This window comes from Cohnella cellulosilytica, from assembly GCF_042431195.1.
Taxonomy (GTDB): Bacteria; Bacillota; Bacilli; order Paenibacillales; family Paenibacillaceae; genus Cohnella; species Cohnella cellulosilytica.
The window spans coordinates 93,496-110,326 of the sequence record NZ_JBHMDN010000078.1 but is presented as its reverse complement, the minus strand read 5'-3'; the positions used below and the strand labels follow the sequence as shown (position 1 = coordinate 110,326).

The window sequence follows — 16,831 nt, the reverse complement described above, 5'->3', positions numbered from 1 at the left end:
CTCTCCCGTTCACGCCCTAGCTTCTCAAAAACAGCTCGATAACCGGAATCGCCGCCTTAGGCTTCTTGACCGGCAGCTGCAGCGTCAGCATATTGGCCGGACGGCCTTCGTCGAACGCGCCCGCCTCCATCGTCAGCTTCCGCTCGCCTTCCACCATGCGAATTTCCGAAGCGTCGTCGAGCAGCTGCGCATATTCGACCCGTCCCGAGAAATCCGGCAGATGAATCTGCTTGAACGGCCACGCGAACAGATGCAGGTACAGCCGGTTCGTCCTCGGATTGTACGTAAACCTGCAATCCTCCGGACATGGCGGCAGATGGGCCGGTGCGGCCGTGCAGCCGTGAATGGAGCGGTCGTGCTTCCTCATCCAGACGCCGATCTCCTCCAGCCGCTCGACCGCCCGCTCGTCCAGCTCGCCGCGCGCGTTGGGGCCGACGTTCAACAGGAAGTTGCCTCCCTTGCTTACCGTGTCGATCAGCATGCGCAGAATCTGCTCCGTGCTCTTCCAGGATTCCTCGTCCCGGTAATAGCCCCACGAGCCGCTGAACGTATGGCAGGCTTCCCACAGCGCCGGCTTGCCGTCGACCTTGATCCACTCCCGCGGCTGATACTGCTCCGGCGTCGTAATATCGCCCGGCACGCCGAGCCGGTCGTTAATCAGCGTATTCGGCTGCAGCGAACGCACCATTTCTACATATCGCTCGCTCTGCCACTCTTCCTTTCCTTTTCCCGGGAAGCCCTCTTCGGAAGGAATGGAGAAATCGAGGAACAGCACGTCGATATCGCCGTATTCCGTCAGCAGCTCCTTCGTCTGACCGTGCATATAGTCCACATAGTTCTGCCAGTTCCGCTGCTTGTCCATCGCGACGTATTCCTTGTTGTAACGCATCGGATGCTTCACATCCACCGTGTAGTCGGAATGGTGCCAGTCCAGCAGCGAATAGTACAGCCCGGTGCGGATGCCCTCCGAACGGAACGCTTCCAGCATCGGACGCAGCACATCCTTGCCGTAAGGCGTGGTGGTCGCCTTGTAGTCGGTCAGCTTGGAATCCCACAAACAGAAGCCTTCGTGATGCTTGGTCGTCACCACCATATATTTCATCCCGGCACCGGCCGCCAGCTTCGCCCATCTCGCCGGATCGTACAGGTCGGGATCGAAATGCCGAAAATACTTCTCGTACTCCTCGTTGCTCAGAAATTCCCGGGATCGCATCCATTCGTGGCGCGCGCCCAAGGCGTACAGCCCCCAATGAATATACAGTCCGAACCTGGCCTCCGTGAACCATTCGCTGCGCGGATCGTGCGCCGCCAAAATGTCCTGCCGATTTTTAGCGGCCGTTTGCCCATTGTCGTTAGCCATTGTACTGTTCCTCCTCTTAACCTGCCGCTCTGTACAGCTTGCGAAATTCGCGGGGCGTGACCGCATACTGCTCCTTAAAATGCTTATGAAAATAGTTCAGCGACCGATAGCCGCATTCATAGGCGATGGAAGTGACGCTCAAGTTCGAGGCGCGCAGCAGGCGAATCGCCATCCGGATGCGCAGCCGATGAATAAACGGCTTCGGGTTCATGCCGACAAGCCGGCGAAACGCCTCGTAAAACTGCGTCTTGCCCAGCCCGCTCCGGCGAATGACCGTCGTCATGACCACATCGCCCGTCACATGCTCGATCATATAGGCAACCGCATCCAGCAGCTTCTCCTCCACGGCCTGAACGGCGTCTTCCCGCCGCCGGCCCATCAGTTCCCCGCTCAAGCCTTCGTACAGATAGCCCAGCAGTTCGACCAGCTTCGCATATTGAAGCAGTCGGCGTCCGGCCTGACCGGCCGTGCCTTCGCCTTCCCGCCCCCCGGCCAGACTTTCGGCCGCCTTCCGCATCGCCTGCGCCCACCCTGCATGCGGGCGAACGACCTCGCCAGCGCACGCCGCATACAGCATCGCCAGCAGCCTCCCGCCCTGCGGCAGGCCGAGCAGCAGCTCCGCGGGCAAGCGGAGATGCAGCAGGCGGCAGCCGTCCGCCGCAGTCGGCACGACCGACGTCCGCGCTCCGAGCAGTCCGCCGATGAGCAAATCGCCGGCGTGCAGCGCCTGCTTGCAGCCGCCTCTCTCCGCATAAGCATTGCCCTCGCATAGCCAGAGCAGCTCCACCGTATCGCTGCGGCCTTCCAGCGTCTGCGGCTTCCGGACCCGCTTCTCGAAAACGTGCCAGGAGCCGTCGTCCGGCTGCGTATTTTGTTGCGCTTGCAGCTTCATCACCTGCTTTACCCTTTGACCGAACCGGCCGTCATGCCGGAAATGATGAATCTCTGGCCGAGCAAATAAATGACGATGACCGGGAGCGTCGTCAGCACGATGTCCGCCGACACCAGGTTCCAGTTCACCTGGAAGCGGCCGAAGAAATTGTACACGGCCAGCGTCATCGGCCATTTGTCCGAATTGTTCAGGAAGTAGAGCGGATGGATAAAATCGCTCCACGAGCCCATAAAGTTCAGAATCGCGACCGTCACCAGCACCGGCGTCAGCATCGGCATGACGATCGATACGAACAGCCGGACCGGCGAGCAGCCGTCGACGATTCCCGCTTCGTCCAGCTCCCGCGGCACGCCTCCGACAAAGCCGTAGATCAGAAACACGCTGAACGGAATGCTGGACGCCGCCAGCATCAGAATGATGCCCGTCTGCGTATTGATCAGATGCGTCCACTGCATCACCTTCATCAAGGTGACGAAGTTGGTCGGCATCGCAATCCCCATGATCAGATAGAAGTACATCGCCTTGTTCAGTCTCGTCCGGTTGCGCGAGAACACGTAAGCGGCCAGCGAAGCGAGCAGGATGCTGCCGACGGTCGCTCCGCACGCATACAGCAGACTGTTGAAGAAGGACTGAATCAGCTTCCCTTCCTCGACGACGATCGAATAGTTCGACCACTGGAACGCCTTCGGGAGAGACATATTCATTCCGTTCGCTTCGGCTTTCGTCTTCAGGGAATTGACGGCGACGAGAAGCAGCGGAATAAACATCATCGCGCTCAAAATCCAGGCAAACGCATTGCGCAGCGTCGGCAGCAGAACCCTGTTCGTCATCCTTCGTCACTCTCCCTCGACATCAGTCGTACGACAAAATAGCCAAGCGCCGTCATGACGACGAACAGGACGGAGGACAGCGCCGTGCCCATGCCGTAATTCCCGGTGGAAAATTCCTTGAATATCGCCGTGTACATGACATCCGTCGCGTAGCCCGGGCCGCCGTTGGTCAGCACGTATACCGCCTCGAACACCTTTAGCCCGTGCAGCAGGTTCAGCACCGTCGTGACCACGAGCGCCGGAATAATGAGCGGAATCGTAACGCGCGTCAGCTTCTGCCAGAAGTTCGCTCCGTCTATGGCCGCCGCCTCATAGTAGGTTTTGTCGATCGACTGCAGGCCGGCCAGCAAAATGATCATAATGTAGCCGACCCCCTTCCATATATCCACCGCAATGATCGACTTGAAAGCCCAGCTCAGGTCGGTCAGCCATTTCTGCGCCATAAAATCAAGACCGATCGCCCGCAGCGCTTCGTTCAGCAGGCCTGTGGCCGGATTGAGAATCGACTTGAAAATCAAGCCGACAACGAGCATTGGAACGATAGAAGGCATAAACAGCATGACGCGATGGAATCCCTTCGCCCGAATGCCGTCATTCAGCATAATCGCGAAGAGCAGGCCCAGCGCCGTCTTGAGCACAACCGTGCTGATCGTGAACACCAGCGTATTTTCGATGTAGCTCAGATACTTCGCTTCTCCGGAGAAAATTTTCGCCAGATTGTCGAAGCCGATAAAACGGATTTCGTCCGTGTAGCTGTTCCAGTCGGTAAACGAATAATAAATTCCCATAATGCCCGGCACCACGAAAAAGATCGAATAGACGACCAAGGTCGCGATGCCAAAATAAAACGGATAGATAGCGCGATTCATCGCAAGCTCCCTCATTTCCCCCTGGAATGAAGATTGGCAACGGCCACAGCTTCCGGGCCATTGCCAACCTTGATTCTTCGCGGCTCGCCGAACCTATTGCCAGTTCGGGTCCTGCGCCACCTTGGCCATTTCCGCGCGGCGCTGATCGATGCTCTTCAGCACGTCGATCGGCTGGATGACGCCCGACAGCATCGCGACGATGTCTTTGCCGATGTCCATCCATTGCGGATTCACGTAGTTGACATAGTTTTGAATATCGGTTCCGCGCTTCGGATAGGCATCGAACATTTTTTGCTGCTCGACGGTGTACTTGTTCTCCAGGTCCGGGAAGTTCAGATTGGAGATCGTCGAGTCGTTGTCCAGCATATATTGCAGGTTCTCCTGCTGCGTCAAGAAGTTGAAATACTGCTTCGCTTCCTCGATGTACTTGGAGCCGGAATAGATGAATTTGCTCGGTCCGCCCGGATTGATGTAATAGATCTGGTTGTCCGTCAGCGGAATCGGGAAGAAGCCGAAGTCCTCGATTTCGAATTCCTCGTACTCCTCCGCGATTTCCAGCGCCGCGCTCTGCGCCACCAGGCTCATCGCGAACTCGCCGCTGCCCAGCTTCGCCACCGTGTCGGAGCCCGTATCGGACAACGTATTGTCGCCGAAGAAGTTCAGGTCGTACATTTCCTTCAGCTGCGTCAAGGAATCCAGCATCGCCTGGCTATCCACAAATTTCTTCTTGTTCTGGTTCAGATCCTCATACAAATTCGGCTCCAGCTCTTCGTAGTTCGGCCCCGGCTCGGCAAACCACAGCACATGGTGCCAGCCGTCGGCGATCGGTTGATAGATCGGCGTAACTCCGGCCTCCTGAATTTTGAGCGATGCGTTCTTGAACTCCTCATAGGTTTTGGGAACTTCCAGATTCAACTCGTTGAACAGCTTTTTGTTATACGCGATCACGAAGCTGCTGTAGGTGTCCCAGATCGTAAGCGCATACACTTTGCCGTTGGCGGTAAGCTGCTCCACGGACAGCGGATCCTCGCGCTTCACCCATTCCTGATCGCTCAGGTCGACCGCGTTTTTCTCCACGTTGTAATTCATCGTAATTTCGCTGTAGCCGCTCTGTCCGCCGAAAATGTCGGGACCTTCTCCGGCATTCAGCTTCGTTTTCAGCACGTTGAAATATTGGTCGGAAGGCACGATTTGAAAATCGATTTTAATCCCGGTTTGTTCTTCGAACTTCTTGGCCAGCTCCATCTCGGAGTCTTTGATCCAGCCCTGGCTCGCCATATACGTCAGCGTTACGTTCTTTTTGCTGCCGCCCTGCTCGGGAGCGCCGCTGGCGCCGGCCGACGGAGAAGCGCCGCCCTGCTCGCCGTTCTTGCCGTTGCCGCCGCAGCCGGCCAGCGCTGTCGCCATAAGCAGAAGCACGGCGGTAAGCAAAATCATCGTCCGCTTTTTCATTTTCAAAATCCCCCTGTTCGTGTGATCGTTGGCTCATCGATGGATGATACTTTAAGTATAGTGAGCTGAGTTTTTTCCTCCATAGAGGAATCGATCCTAAACTTGTATAAATTTAACCGCTTACATACCTAAAAATATCATGTATAATTTAATAATGTTTAGTATAGTTTAGCACCGAGGGGTACGACAACCATGTTCAAAAGTATGAAAACGGCTTTGTTCCTGACGTATTCCTCCATTATTTTGATCGTATTCGCGACGTTTGTCCTTTTCTTCTATTCCTGGTCGACGAAGCAATTGCGAGGACAGGCGACGAGCACGCTGGAAAGCTTCGGCGTCTCGATCCAGGACCAGCTCGTTCAACAGATCGAGCAGCTCAACCGGGTTTCCCTGAACGTGATGTACTCCAACCTGGTCAAGGAACGCTTCGCCAGCTATATGTCCGACTACAACGTGCCGGAAGAAAGCTCCCCGCCCACGGGCGAAAGCGCTGGCGAGAATGGAGCGCTCCCGCTGGGCGGCCGGGAGGGCGACGACCAAGACGAAGCCTCGCAGCAGCGCATTCGGCAGAACAACGATGCCAAGGTGCTGACCGACGCGTTAACCGCCATTATCGGTCCGTCCCGGCTGGCGGAACAAATTTATCTGTACTCTTTTAATGGGCGCTATTACGGCACAGGCTTCGATAACCGGGAACGGGACTACGAGCCGAGGGAGAAGCCGTTTATCGAGCAATTGCTGCAGGAGCGGCCCGGCAAGCTCGTCTCCGACCCGAACCTGGATTTGCAGCTGTCCAAGTATTATTCTTCCGACGTCGGCAAGTATTCCATCTCACTCTACCGGCTGCTGTACGACGAATACAACTCGCCGATCGGAGCCATCGAAGTGAAGCAGTACGCGCACCGCATTTTTGCAAGCGCTGCCGATTTCGAGGATAGCAATCCGTATAACGGGAACATTTACGTGCTGAATCGGGACGGACGGATCATCTACCCGTTCGAGCACGACAGCGAACGCAATGAAATGTTCCGCAGTCTGGTTGCCCCGATAGACAAGAGCGAGGATTATTCCGGGAGCTTCCCTTTTACCGATCCGGTCACGAACGAGAAACAGCTGCTATCGCTGCACTACTCGTCCGCGACAGGGTGGCATACGGTCTTGACGACCTCGGAAAGCGATCTGTTCCGGCCGCTCAAGAAATTCACGTTTCAGCTGTTCGGAACCGCCTTCGTGCTCCTTGCGCTCGGCATCGGGCTGAGCTTCTATGCGGCCAATAAAATCACTTTTCCGATTTACCGGATTCGCCGGGCGGTGCGCAACTTCTCGTTCGAGCATATCGGCTCCCACATTATCGCCCAGCAGAAAATGAAAAGCGGCTTTATCGAGCTGGACGAGCTGCACGATGCGTTCCAGAGCATGAGCGAGCGGCTGAAGCAATCGCTCGACAACCTGCTCCTGGCCGAAGCGCAGAGCCTGCAAGCGCAGTTGAATGCCCTGCAGTCGCAGATGAATCCGCATTTCCTGTACAATACGCTGGCCAATCTGCAGGAAATGGCCGAGCAGCAGATGAACGGGCCGCTGATCGAGACGATCGAGCATATGTCGGACTTCCTGCGGTACATGACCTCCAAAGAACGGCAAGTGCCGCTGCGGGACGAACTGACGCATACGATCAACTATTTGGAAATCAATAAAATCCGCTTCGGAGAACGGCTGACCTACCGCGTTGACGTGCCGGAGGAACTGCTGGAGCAGACGGTGCCCAAGCTGGTCGTGCAGCCGCTGGTCGAGAACAGTCTGAAATTCGGAACCTCTGAGGCCCCGCCTTGGCGCATCGACGTCATCGGGGCCATGACCGACAACTGCTGGCAGATCGAAGTGCGGGACTACGGAGGCGGCTTCGCGCCCGACAAGCTGACCCGACTGCTGGACAGACTGGCCTCGCTGGAGAAGGAAAGCAGCCTTCCGGCGCTGGAGCTGAACGGCATGGGCCTGCTCAACATTTATTTAAGATTGAATCTGATCTACGGCGAGCATAAAATTTTCGAAATTCGCAACCTTCCGGAGGGCGGCGCGTCCGTGCGCATCGGAGGGCGGCTGCATAAGGAGTGAGTCGGATGCGGGACATTACGTTTACGACGGTGATTGCGGAGGATGAAGATTTGATTCGCAGCGGCCTTGTCCGCAAAATCGAGCAGAGCCGGCAAAGCTTCGCCGTCGTCGGCGAGGCCACGCACGGAGAAGAAGCTTTGGAGCTCGTCCGACGAATCCAGCCTCAGCTGCTGATCACGGACATCCGCATGCCCGTCATGGACGGCCTGAAGCTGATCGAAGAGGTTCATAAGTATTTTCCGCGCACTGCGGTCATTATCGCCAGCGGCTACGCCGACTTCGATTACGCCAGGCAGGCGATGAAGTTCAACGTCAAGCACTATTTGCTGAAGCCGGTCAAGCAATTGGAGCTGGCGGAGGTGCTGAACGACATCCGGGCGCAGCTCTCGAACGAACCCATCGTCGAAGCCAACGATATCGAGAAAACGGTGCAGCGCGTTCAGCAATATTTGCGCGAGCATTTTCACGAGGAAATCAGCCTGGAGCAGCTTGCCCGACAGTTCAATTTCTCGTCCGCGTATTTAAGCAAAATTTTCCTCAAGCACGCCGGAGAAGCGCCGTCGAAATATATTGCCACATTGAGAATCAACGAAGCGAAGCGCCTGCTCAAGCATCGCAAGGATTTGCCCGTCAAGGCGGTCGGCGAGCAGGTCGGCTACGGGGATCCATTCTACTTCAGCCGCATCTTCAAGCAGGCTACCGGCATGACGCCTCGCGACTATCAGAAATGAGGGCGAACGGGGCTCAAACTGGGGACGTTACTCTAAAAAATCGTACATTGACGCTCGAATGGGGCTCAAACGGCTGGCGATACTCTAAAAAATCGGTCATTGGCGCTCGAATGGAGCTCAAACGGCTGGCGATGTTCTAAAAAATCGTTTAACGAGGTAGCCTCAAGCCTATTAACTAAGCATTATTTTTTATCGATCATCTTGTCACCCTATCTTATAGGATAGCCACTCCGCGCGAATAGGCAGTCCCTGAGGGCTGCCTATTCGTTATTTGCCTATCTCCCTTATTCGGAAGATTTCAGCTCGTGAAAAAGCTGCAGCTTGGCGTACAAGTCTTCCATAATAAATCGGGAATCCACACTTTTGTATACCCGGATTTGCCGGCCTGTCCCAGGATGGGCATACCCCATGTCCTCTCGGACTTCAGGAGCGTGCCGAAGCTCGTAGTCGAAATTCTGATCGTCGATCAGCAGCGACACCGCCGGCGAATCGCCCATGTTCCACGACTCCCCGGGCGGCCAGCGAAGCGTGTGGGTCGGAAGCAGGTTGAATTCCTCCAACTGGCGGAACAGATATTCGCCGATTTCTCCCCAAGGCCTTACCTTGACGGCAAGCTCCGCGAGCGAGACGCGCGGCATTTTATAGACGTCTCTCGGAACCTGCCACAGCGGGATGTCCGAACCGAACACGATGTTGGCGGCGGCCACGTCGTTGCCCAGGTTAAATTCCTCTCCGCCTTGCGGGTAAGCACCCCCGCCAATCCAGACGGCCGTCAGTCTGCCGGCGATTTCGGGCTTGGCCTTGTAGGCCGCGGCGAGGTCGGTAATGGCGCCGAGGAAGATCGCAAACAGCGGCTCGGACGCATCGTCCCGCATCGCCTCGTCCACAATAAACTGCGCTCCCTCGCTTATAGCGGGCTCGTCGGGATTGAGACGACCGGTCGCCCCCCGGTATACCCGGTAATCCTCGCTCATGTCCATCAACTGTAAAATCCGCTTGATTTCATCATACGACTGCTCCATGGACGTATCCGTTCTGTGCGTGCCGAAATGCGTCGCAACGAATCCGCGAATATTCAGCTTTGGCGTTAACAGCGCCTGCACGATCGCATACTGGTCGTCCGCCTCGTTCGCCGCATCGGTATTGACGATGACGCGCACCCGTTTGTTGGCCGGAACCCGGTAAGGAAACCGTTCGAAAATTGGATTCAACCGCAAACTCCCCTTCCCGTATTAAACGATGCTTCTCCTCTTGCTGTCATAGCTATTGCGCCGTATCCCATCGTATCATCCTCAAAAAAGCTCCGTCAACTAAATTCCAGTAAAATTTTAGCTGTATTAATTAAACAATTAAATTTGTTTAGTCGGTTTGTTGCGTGGATAGAAGGAAGGCCGGTTCCGGTATTGCCAAACAAGGACTACAATCGGTGGAACCCGGAAGCTAGCCGCTTGTTTGGTACTCGGCAAGCCTTACAATTATTCTCCTATTTTTCAAAACCCGCGAAGGCTCGATACACGCGGGTTTTAGTCGTTTTTTGTCAATTTCTTTCATTATTCTTTTATCGCGGCTTCCTATAATAGGAGTGATAATCTCTTTTCAAATAGCGGCAAATATAAATTCGGATAGGTGATTCTAGCAAAGCCGTTTGAAGCTGAAGTACATAAACGGAAGGGGTTTGAATAGGATGCATTTTTTAAGCAGGAAGAGACGACGTACGGCATTAAACGGAATCGTGATCATGGCTGTGATGGCCGCCAGCTTGTTCCCTTTGGGAACGACGTCGGCAGCGGAAGAGGTTCCGCCGGCGGTGCCGGAAACCCGGCTTGTTTTCAATGATATTCAGGGCCACTGGGCCAAGCAGGCGATTGAGCGTTGGGCCGATTTCGGATGGGCCAAGGGCCATGAGGACGGCAATTTTCACCCCGGGCAAAAAGTGACCCGAGCAGAATTCGTCGCATTGGCGAACCGGATGTACGGCTATACGAAACGGGCGAGCATCGATTACTCGGATGTCAAAGACGCATGGTACTCCAAAGACGTGGAAATCGCGACAGCGGCGGGGTATATTTCCGGTTATCAGGATCGTACTTTTCGACCGAACGAACCGATCAGCCGGCAAGAAGCGGCGGTCATAATCGCCAGATTGCTAGGGTTGGAGCAGTCTGCAAGCAAAAATATCGTGAAATTTGGCGATGAAACGGCCATCTCCTCATGGAGCCGTGGAGCGATATCGGCAGTCGTTGACCAAGGATATATGAAGGGTTATACGGACGGAACGTTCCGCCCCGTACAGCCGATTACACGGGCGGAAGCGATTGTCGCGCTGGATCAGACAGCCGCCAGGAAGATCGTCGCGGCCGGCACTTACGGGTCGGACCGTCAAGCGGAGGTCATCCAAGGAAATGTCATCATCAACTCTCCGGGTGTCACTTTGCAAAATGTGCGGATTACGGGCAATCTGCTGCTTGCGCAATCCGTTGGAGAAGGAGACGTCACCCTGACGGGCGTCACCGTGGAAGGCTCGACGACCGTTAACGGCGGCGGCGAACATAGCGTCCATATGATCGATTCTCAATTATCTAAAGTTATCGTTGATAAAAAAACGGGAAGCGTGCGGATTGTCGTCTCGGGATCAACGAATATCGGTCAAGTCTTGCTGAAAACCGGCGCATTTTTGGAAAGGGATAATGGGACAGGATCAGGATTCGGCGACGTTACCATCGCGATTGACGAAACGACCGGCAATCCGATCGTCAGGCTGAGCGGCAGCTTTGCTTCTGTAATCGTTGATACGCCAAACGTCTCTATTGATTTGCAAAACGGGTCGATCAACGAACTCAAAGTGAACGGCAGCGCTGCGGATACAAAACTGATTGTGGCAGAAAATGCGACTGTGGACACGCTGGTCCTCGATTCGAATACGGAAGTAACTGGCGAAGGCCATGTGAAAACCGTAAAAGCGAATGTCAACGGATCAACCTTCAGCAGAAAGCCGGATAAAATGGAAACCGCAGCAGGTGTTATCGTTGAAGTCAACGATTCGCATACGGAAACGACGGAGCCTGCTGCGGGTGGCAATAATGGCGGCAATGGCACCGGGAATAACGGCAGCGGCGGCGGAAATGGCGGTAATGCGACGGTAAAGCCTACTCTCGCTTCTGTTGCTGACGCTGTCGATATCGAAGTGATTTACGGAACGACGCTGACGGATGCCTTGTCCGCTCTGGCGCAGACGACCACCCTAACGGACAGCGCTCAAGCGGCGCATACCGTCAACTTGATCTGGACGATTGCCGGTTACGACGGTAATCAAGCAGGCGCCTATACGGCAACCGGAACGTTCACCCTGCCGAGCGGCGTCTCTCAGGCCAATCCTCCTGTTTCCTTGAACGTAACGGCGAATGTAACGGTGGATGACCCCTATCTCGTATCGGCCGCTGATATTGCGGACATTGCCGTCGATTTTGAGACATCGGAAACGGATGCCCTCGCCACGCTGGCGGCAACGACGACGATTACGGATAAGGCTGGTGCGACCCACACCGTCAACCTTGACTGGACAATTGAAGGCTATGACAACCAGCAAGCAGGCGTGTATACGGCTACCGGAACGTTCACCCTGCCGGGTGGAGTCACCCAAGCCACTCCCCCTGTTCCCTTGACCGTGACAGCAGATGTAACGGTGAATGACCCCTATATCGTTTCTATTGCCGATGTAACGGACGTAGCCGTCGATTTTGGGACATCGGAAACGGATGCCATCGCCGCGCTGGCGACAACTACGACGATTACGGATAAAGCCGGTGCCACGCATACTGTCAACCTTGACTGGACGATTGATGGCTATGACAACCAGCAAGCAGGCGTGTATACGGCAACCGGAACGTTCACCCTCCCAAGCGGTGTCTCTCAGGCCAATCCCCCTGTTCCCTTGATTGTGACGGCAAACGTATCGGTGAATGACGCCTATATCGTATCCGTCGCCAACATAGCGGACATTGCCGTCGATTTTGGAACTTCGGCAACGGACGCCATTGCCGCGCTGGCAAAGACGACTACGGTGACAGACAACGTTCATGCGGCGCACACCGTCAACCTAGATTGGACGATTGCCGGTTATGACGGTAATCAAGCAGGTATTTATACGGCAACCGGAACGTTCGCCCTGCCGAGCGGTGTCACTCAAGCCAATCCGCCCGTTTCCTTGAGCGTAACGGCGAATGTAACAGTGAGTGACCCCAATATCGTATCGATCGCCAATGTAGCGGACATTGCCGTTGATTTTGGGACATCGGACACAGACGCCATTGCCGCATTGGCGGCAACAACGACGATTACGGATAAAGCCGGTGCGACGCATACTGTTAACCTTGACTGGACGATTGCCGATTACGATGGTAATCAAGTAGATGTTTATACGGCAACCGGAACGTTCATCCTGCCGAGCGGCGTCTCTCAGGCCAATCCTCCCGTTCTACTGAACGTGATAGCCAACGTAACGGTGAATGACGCCTATATCGTATCCGTCGCCGATGCAGCGGACATTACCGTCGCTTTTGGGACATCGGACACAGACGCCGTTGATGCGCTGGCAACAACGACCACAGTGATGGATAACGTTCATGCGGCGCATGCCGTCAACCTGAACTGGACGATTGCCGGTTACAACGGTAATCAGGCAGGCGTGTATACGGCAACCGGAACGTTCACCCTGCCAAGCGGCGTCTCCCAGGCCAATCCCCCCGTTTCCTTGAGCGTGACGGCGAATGTAACGGTGGATGGCCCCAATATCGTATCGATCGCCGATGCAGCGGACATTGCCGTCGATTTTGGAACGTCGGAAGCGGACGCCATCGCTGCACTGGCATCAACAACGACGATTACGGATAAAGCCGGTGCGACGCATACCGTCAATCTGATCTGGACAATTGACGGCTATGATGGCGCTCAGGCGGATATTTACACAGCAACCGGGACGTTCACCTTGCCCGGCGGCGTCTCCCAGGCCAATCCGGCTGTTCCTTTGGAGGTCCATGCCGAAGTAACGGTCAAAGCCTTTAATATTCTGTTTGCGACAACCAGCGGCGATGCCACTGAAATTGTGATCGGCTTCGGAGCGCCGATTGTCGCACCGACGTCACCGGCGGGTTTAACCGTTACAGTGAACGGGGTGCCAAATCCGGTCGTTTCGACAACGCTTGATGCCGATCCGAGCAAACTTCACATTGGCTTGGCAGCTTCCGTTCCGCTCGGTACGGTATCCGTCTCGTATGTGCCGCCGGGATTAAAAACCGTTGGCGGTTCCGCACTCCCGGCCTTTAGCAATCTGGCGGTTCCAACGGCGGGCTCGGTTGCAGAAGCGTTGAAAAATGACGGCGAAACGTTGAATAGCATCGTCGACACGCTTAAAACCGAAGGCTATTCGCTCGTGGTTGTCGTTCAGGCGCTGCAAGCAAACGGTTATGACGTGAACGAAACGGCAGCCGCATTAAAGACGGCGCAAGTTCCCGTGAATTCTGCAGGCGCCGGTTTGCTCTATGCGGGATATCCCGTCGCCGACGTTGCTGCGGCTCTGAAGCAGGTCTACCTGGCAGACAGCGTAGCCGTGGCGGCCGTGGTGCTGCCGAAGGCCGGAACCGCCGACGATCTTGTCGCGGCGCTTGCTTCGGCAGGCTTCATGCAGCCATCGGAGCTTGCCCAGGCGCTCTATGCCACGAACTTCACCGTCGCGCAGGCGGCCGCCGCGCTTTGGTCGCGCTTCTCAGCTGCCCCCGGTCCATTGGGGTCGGCGCTGACCGAAGCGGGCTACGGCTTGTCCGATGCAGTGGCGGCTGTCCTCGGTTTGAATGGAGGCAGCAATACAGCCGCCGTCGCGGCGGCCTGGCCGGGGGTGCTCGGCGAGAGCGGCACGCTTGCGCCTGTCGGCAGTGCCGCAGCCGGCTTGCGGTCGGCCAATCTGACAGCTTCGGAGACGAATGCGCTGCTCCTTGCTTTGTATCCGACATACAGGACGGACCCGAACCTGCGAGCGTCAGCATTGAAAACAGGCGGCTACGATGCAACGGATATTGCGCAAATATTGGAAAGCGACTTCTATCAAATAATCAAACCGGGTTCGGATTTGGCCATAACCAACGTACTTAATGGGAATGGGTATAGCCCGCTCCTCATCGCGCAGGCGATTCAAACCGTGTTTGGTTACGACGCCACGGCGCTGGCCACGAACGTTTTTTCGCAGCTGGGTTTTAATACACTGGATACGCTCCAGCTGCTCCAGCAAGCCGGATTCGGCGATAACGATGTCGCCAGGGCGGCGATAGCCCTGATGCCCAATTCCATCCAACAAATTTCACCGTTCCTTCACGTAGCCGGTTATTCGGCTGAACAGGTGATCGCGATGCTGAAGTCGGCTCTGAGTCAACAGGGAAGCTTTAACGTGACCGGGGTGACCGAGACGTTATCGAAGGTTACGTTTGTAGAAGGCCAAGCCGCGGGTTATTACAGCACCGCCGAAATTGCGTCCGTGCTGCAAAAAGTTTTCGGCTCGACGGCGGAAACGGTGGGCATCGAAATTTTGAAGCTGGGAAATGTTTACGATCTGCAGGGAGTCGCGTCGGCATTGCAAAATCTTTATGCGATAGACGGGTTCGAATTTATCGAAATCCGCAACGCATCCTACACCGCCAAACATTCGGGATTAACTTCGGATTTGGCCGATAATGGCAGTAAATCAGGGGAATGGCGACTGCTCTATATTTTGCAAAACACTTTTGGCATGAATGCCGTCGAAGCGACAGCCGGGCTGCGCGACGCGGCCCGCACGGGCTCTATCACGACTGTCATGAATAAAATTCAACTGATATACGGTTCCATGAGCGCTGCGCAAAAGATAGAAGCGATGACGCAAGCCGGTTATACTCTGCCGGAGATCGCCGGCGTGATTGGTTCCGGTCAGACGCTGACGGTTACGGTCGGCTACCTCCACGATGCCGGTTATAGCGCCGAGGCGGTTGCGCAGTACCTGCTCGACGTTTCCAAAGTAAACGATGTGACAACCGCCAGCAATTTGATATCCGCCGGCTATGGCAGTTGTGCGAATCTTGAACCGATTATCAGGGCGTTGAAGCAAGTCTATCAATCCGAAGATACGCGATTGCTTGAGATCCTTACGGATCCCGGGCGGGATTGCACTTCGACCGAGGTAAGCACGGTGCTGGCGGCTATGGGCAGCTCCGTTGATTTTCCGCTATACGCGGTCACGGATCTCTATACCAAGGGGGCGCCGGCGACACAGGCCGTCAGTTTGCTGCAGCAAGTGTATGCGAAGAGCGACATTATGGAAATCGCAAACCTCTTGCAACAAGCCGGTTACAATTCCCGCCACATCATGACGGCCATTCGCAGTACGATAGGCCTGTCGCCGTCGGATGCCAAATCGATGCTGACCGGTATGTTCGGCATAAACGGAGACGGAGCGATCATGCAGGCGATGAAGGAGATCGGGTATTCCGTTGCCGACATCGTCCCCTTGTTGGGAACAAGCGACCCGTTTGTGCTGAGAGGATACCTGCAGGCGGCGAATGTCCACGCGATGGACGCCTTAATTCAATTGTACAGCCCTGGAGGTTTGCTGAATGATCCGTTGACATTGTCCACCAATCTCAAGGCATTGGGCGTAGATCGCGTCCCGGCGACGGCGATCATGCAAAGCTACGGTTACACGCCGGCCGAGATCGGGTCGCTGCTGTGGAGCAGCGGATATGACTTGCCGGAGGTCGCAGCCGGTGTCCATCAGGCGCTTGCGCCTATCGCGAACGAATTTTGGATGACGACCATGGCGAAGGCGCTGAAACAAATGACGGCCTGTACGGAGGGCAATCTCGCCAATCTGCCTGCCTGCTCGACCGGAACCAGCACCTTCACGTACGCGCATGTCATCGAGGCCATTGCGGCCAGCCTTGGCAACCCGGCTCTGGACTGCAGCACGAGCGTTCCCCAATGCTCCATCGTGTTGGACACGATGCGGAATGCCGGATATAGTACTCCTACCGTTGCAGGTACGCTGTATACCGACTTCCATCTGTCGCTTCGCTCGTTAAGCGCATTGCTGCAAAATACCGACGGATATACGACAACCAAGCAGATTGCGGATCTCTTGAAACAAGCTCCGTTTAATGCGAATGTGATCCAAATTGCCGATGCGCTCCACAATACGACTTTCAGTAAGGGGAGCATCCATTTCGGATTGATCGAGTTGGCCGGGGGAGAGGAAGCTGCCTTTCGCGCCATGAAAGACGCCGATTACAGCATCCTTGAACTCGCTCAAGCCATGGCAAGCTATTCCAGCGACCGCTCGCTGATCATTAATAATCTGCAGGCGATTGGCTATAGCCATACAGCGGCGCTTAACGTTACGCTTACCATCTATCCGTTCACTGTCGAAGAGTGGATGGGCGTAATCATAGGCGCGGCCGGGTGGCTCTGATCCTCTCCGAATCTGCAGGTCTATGAAGCTAACCGTCATCCTCCAGTTAAAAGGCGCTCCCGCACGGGGGCGCCTCATCATTTTGCAGGGCGTCTCCCCC

9 protein-coding genes are annotated in these 16,831 nt (G+C 55.6%); 3 read left to right on the top strand and 6 right to left on the bottom strand.

Translation table 11 applies throughout. The annotated features are described in order from the left end of the window. Positions 1-16 precede the first annotated feature (16 nt). The 5 genes from ACFFT4_RS32830 to ACFFT4_RS32810 form a co-directional block, all read right to left on the bottom strand. Positions 17-1,360 (bottom strand): alpha-L-fucosidase, encoded by a 1,344-nt coding sequence (locus ACFFT4_RS32830; protein ID WP_378053664.1) that lies wholly within the window; start codon positions 1,358-1,360, stop codon positions 17-19. Positions 1,361-1,376: 16 nt separating this feature from the next. Next, the gene (locus tag ACFFT4_RS32825; protein ID WP_378053662.1) at positions 1,377-2,252 is read right to left on the bottom strand and encodes a helix-turn-helix transcriptional regulator; all 876 of its coding nucleotides are present in this window, start codon (positions 2,250-2,252) and stop codon (positions 1,377-1,379) included. A gap of 8 nt (positions 2,253-2,260) precedes the next feature. Next, entirely contained in the window at positions 2,261-3,082 is an 822-nt protein-coding gene (locus ACFFT4_RS32820) for a carbohydrate ABC transporter permease (protein ID WP_378053660.1), read from the bottom strand. Next, a complete protein-coding gene (locus ACFFT4_RS32815; protein WP_378053658.1) occupies positions 3,079-3,951 on the bottom strand; it encodes a carbohydrate ABC transporter permease in 873 nt (290 codons plus the stop codon). The genes ACFFT4_RS32820 and ACFFT4_RS32815 overlap by 4 nt, the downstream gene beginning before the upstream one ends. A 93-nt stretch (positions 3,952-4,044) precedes the next feature. Beyond that, positions 4,045-5,403: an ABC transporter substrate-binding protein gene (locus tag ACFFT4_RS32810; protein WP_378053656.1), complete on the bottom strand. Its 1,359-nt coding sequence runs from the start codon at positions 5,401-5,403 to the stop codon at positions 4,045-4,047. 192 nt (positions 5,404-5,595) lie between these two features. Here ACFFT4_RS32810 and ACFFT4_RS32805 point away from each other — a divergent pair, with 192 nt between their 5' ends. Both ACFFT4_RS32805 and ACFFT4_RS32800 read left to right on the top strand, forming a co-directional pair. Further along, a complete protein-coding gene (locus ACFFT4_RS32805; protein WP_378053654.1) occupies positions 5,596-7,515 on the top strand; it encodes a sensor histidine kinase in 1,920 nt (639 codons plus the stop codon). A 5-nt stretch (positions 7,516-7,520) separates the two neighbouring features. Then, complete coding sequence (locus tag ACFFT4_RS32800) at positions 7,521-8,246, top strand: response regulator transcription factor (RefSeq protein ID WP_378053652.1); 726 nt, start codon at positions 7,521-7,523, stop codon at positions 8,244-8,246. A gap of 284 nt (positions 8,247-8,530) precedes the next feature. Here ACFFT4_RS32800 and ACFFT4_RS32795 read toward each other — a convergent pair whose 3' ends face one another. After that, positions 8,531-9,457 carry a nucleoside hydrolase gene (locus ACFFT4_RS32795; RefSeq protein ID WP_378053650.1) on the bottom strand — a complete coding sequence of 309 codons (927 nt, stop codon included), beginning with the start codon at positions 9,455-9,457 and terminating at the stop codon, positions 8,531-8,533. A gap of 473 nt (positions 9,458-9,930) precedes the next feature. Here ACFFT4_RS32795 and ACFFT4_RS32790 point away from each other — a divergent pair, with 473 nt between their 5' ends. Next, entirely contained in the window at positions 9,931-16,731 is a 6,801-nt protein-coding gene (locus tag ACFFT4_RS32790; RefSeq protein ID WP_378053648.1) for an S-layer homology domain-containing protein, read from the top strand. Positions 16,732-16,831 lie beyond the last annotated feature (100 nt).

Coding starts and splice junctions, on each gene's coding strand:
- ACFFT4_RS32830 (WP_378053664.1), bottom strand. CDS start 1,360: ATGGCTAACGACAATGGGCAAACGGCCGCTAAAAATCGGCAGGACATT.
- ACFFT4_RS32825 (WP_378053662.1), bottom strand. CDS start 2,252: ATGAAGCTGCAAGCGCAACAAAATACGCAGCCGGACGACGGCTCCTGG.
- ACFFT4_RS32820 (WP_378053660.1), bottom strand. CDS start 3,082: ATGACGAACAGGGTTCTGCTGCCGACGCTGCGCAATGCGTTTGCCTGG.
- ACFFT4_RS32815 (WP_378053658.1), bottom strand. CDS start 3,951: ATGAATCGCGCTATCTATCCGTTTTATTTTGGCATCGCGACCTTGGTC.
- ACFFT4_RS32810 (WP_378053656.1), bottom strand. CDS start 5,403: ATGAAAAAGCGGACGATGATTTTGCTTACCGCCGTGCTTCTGCTTATG.
- ACFFT4_RS32805 (WP_378053654.1), top strand. CDS start 5,596: ATGTTCAAAAGTATGAAAACGGCTTTGTTCCTGACGTATTCCTCCATT.
- ACFFT4_RS32800 (WP_378053652.1), top strand. CDS start 7,521: ATGCGGGACATTACGTTTACGACGGTGATTGCGGAGGATGAAGATTTG.
- ACFFT4_RS32790 (WP_378053648.1), top strand. CDS start 9,931: ATGCATTTTTTAAGCAGGAAGAGACGACGTACGGCATTAAACGGAATC.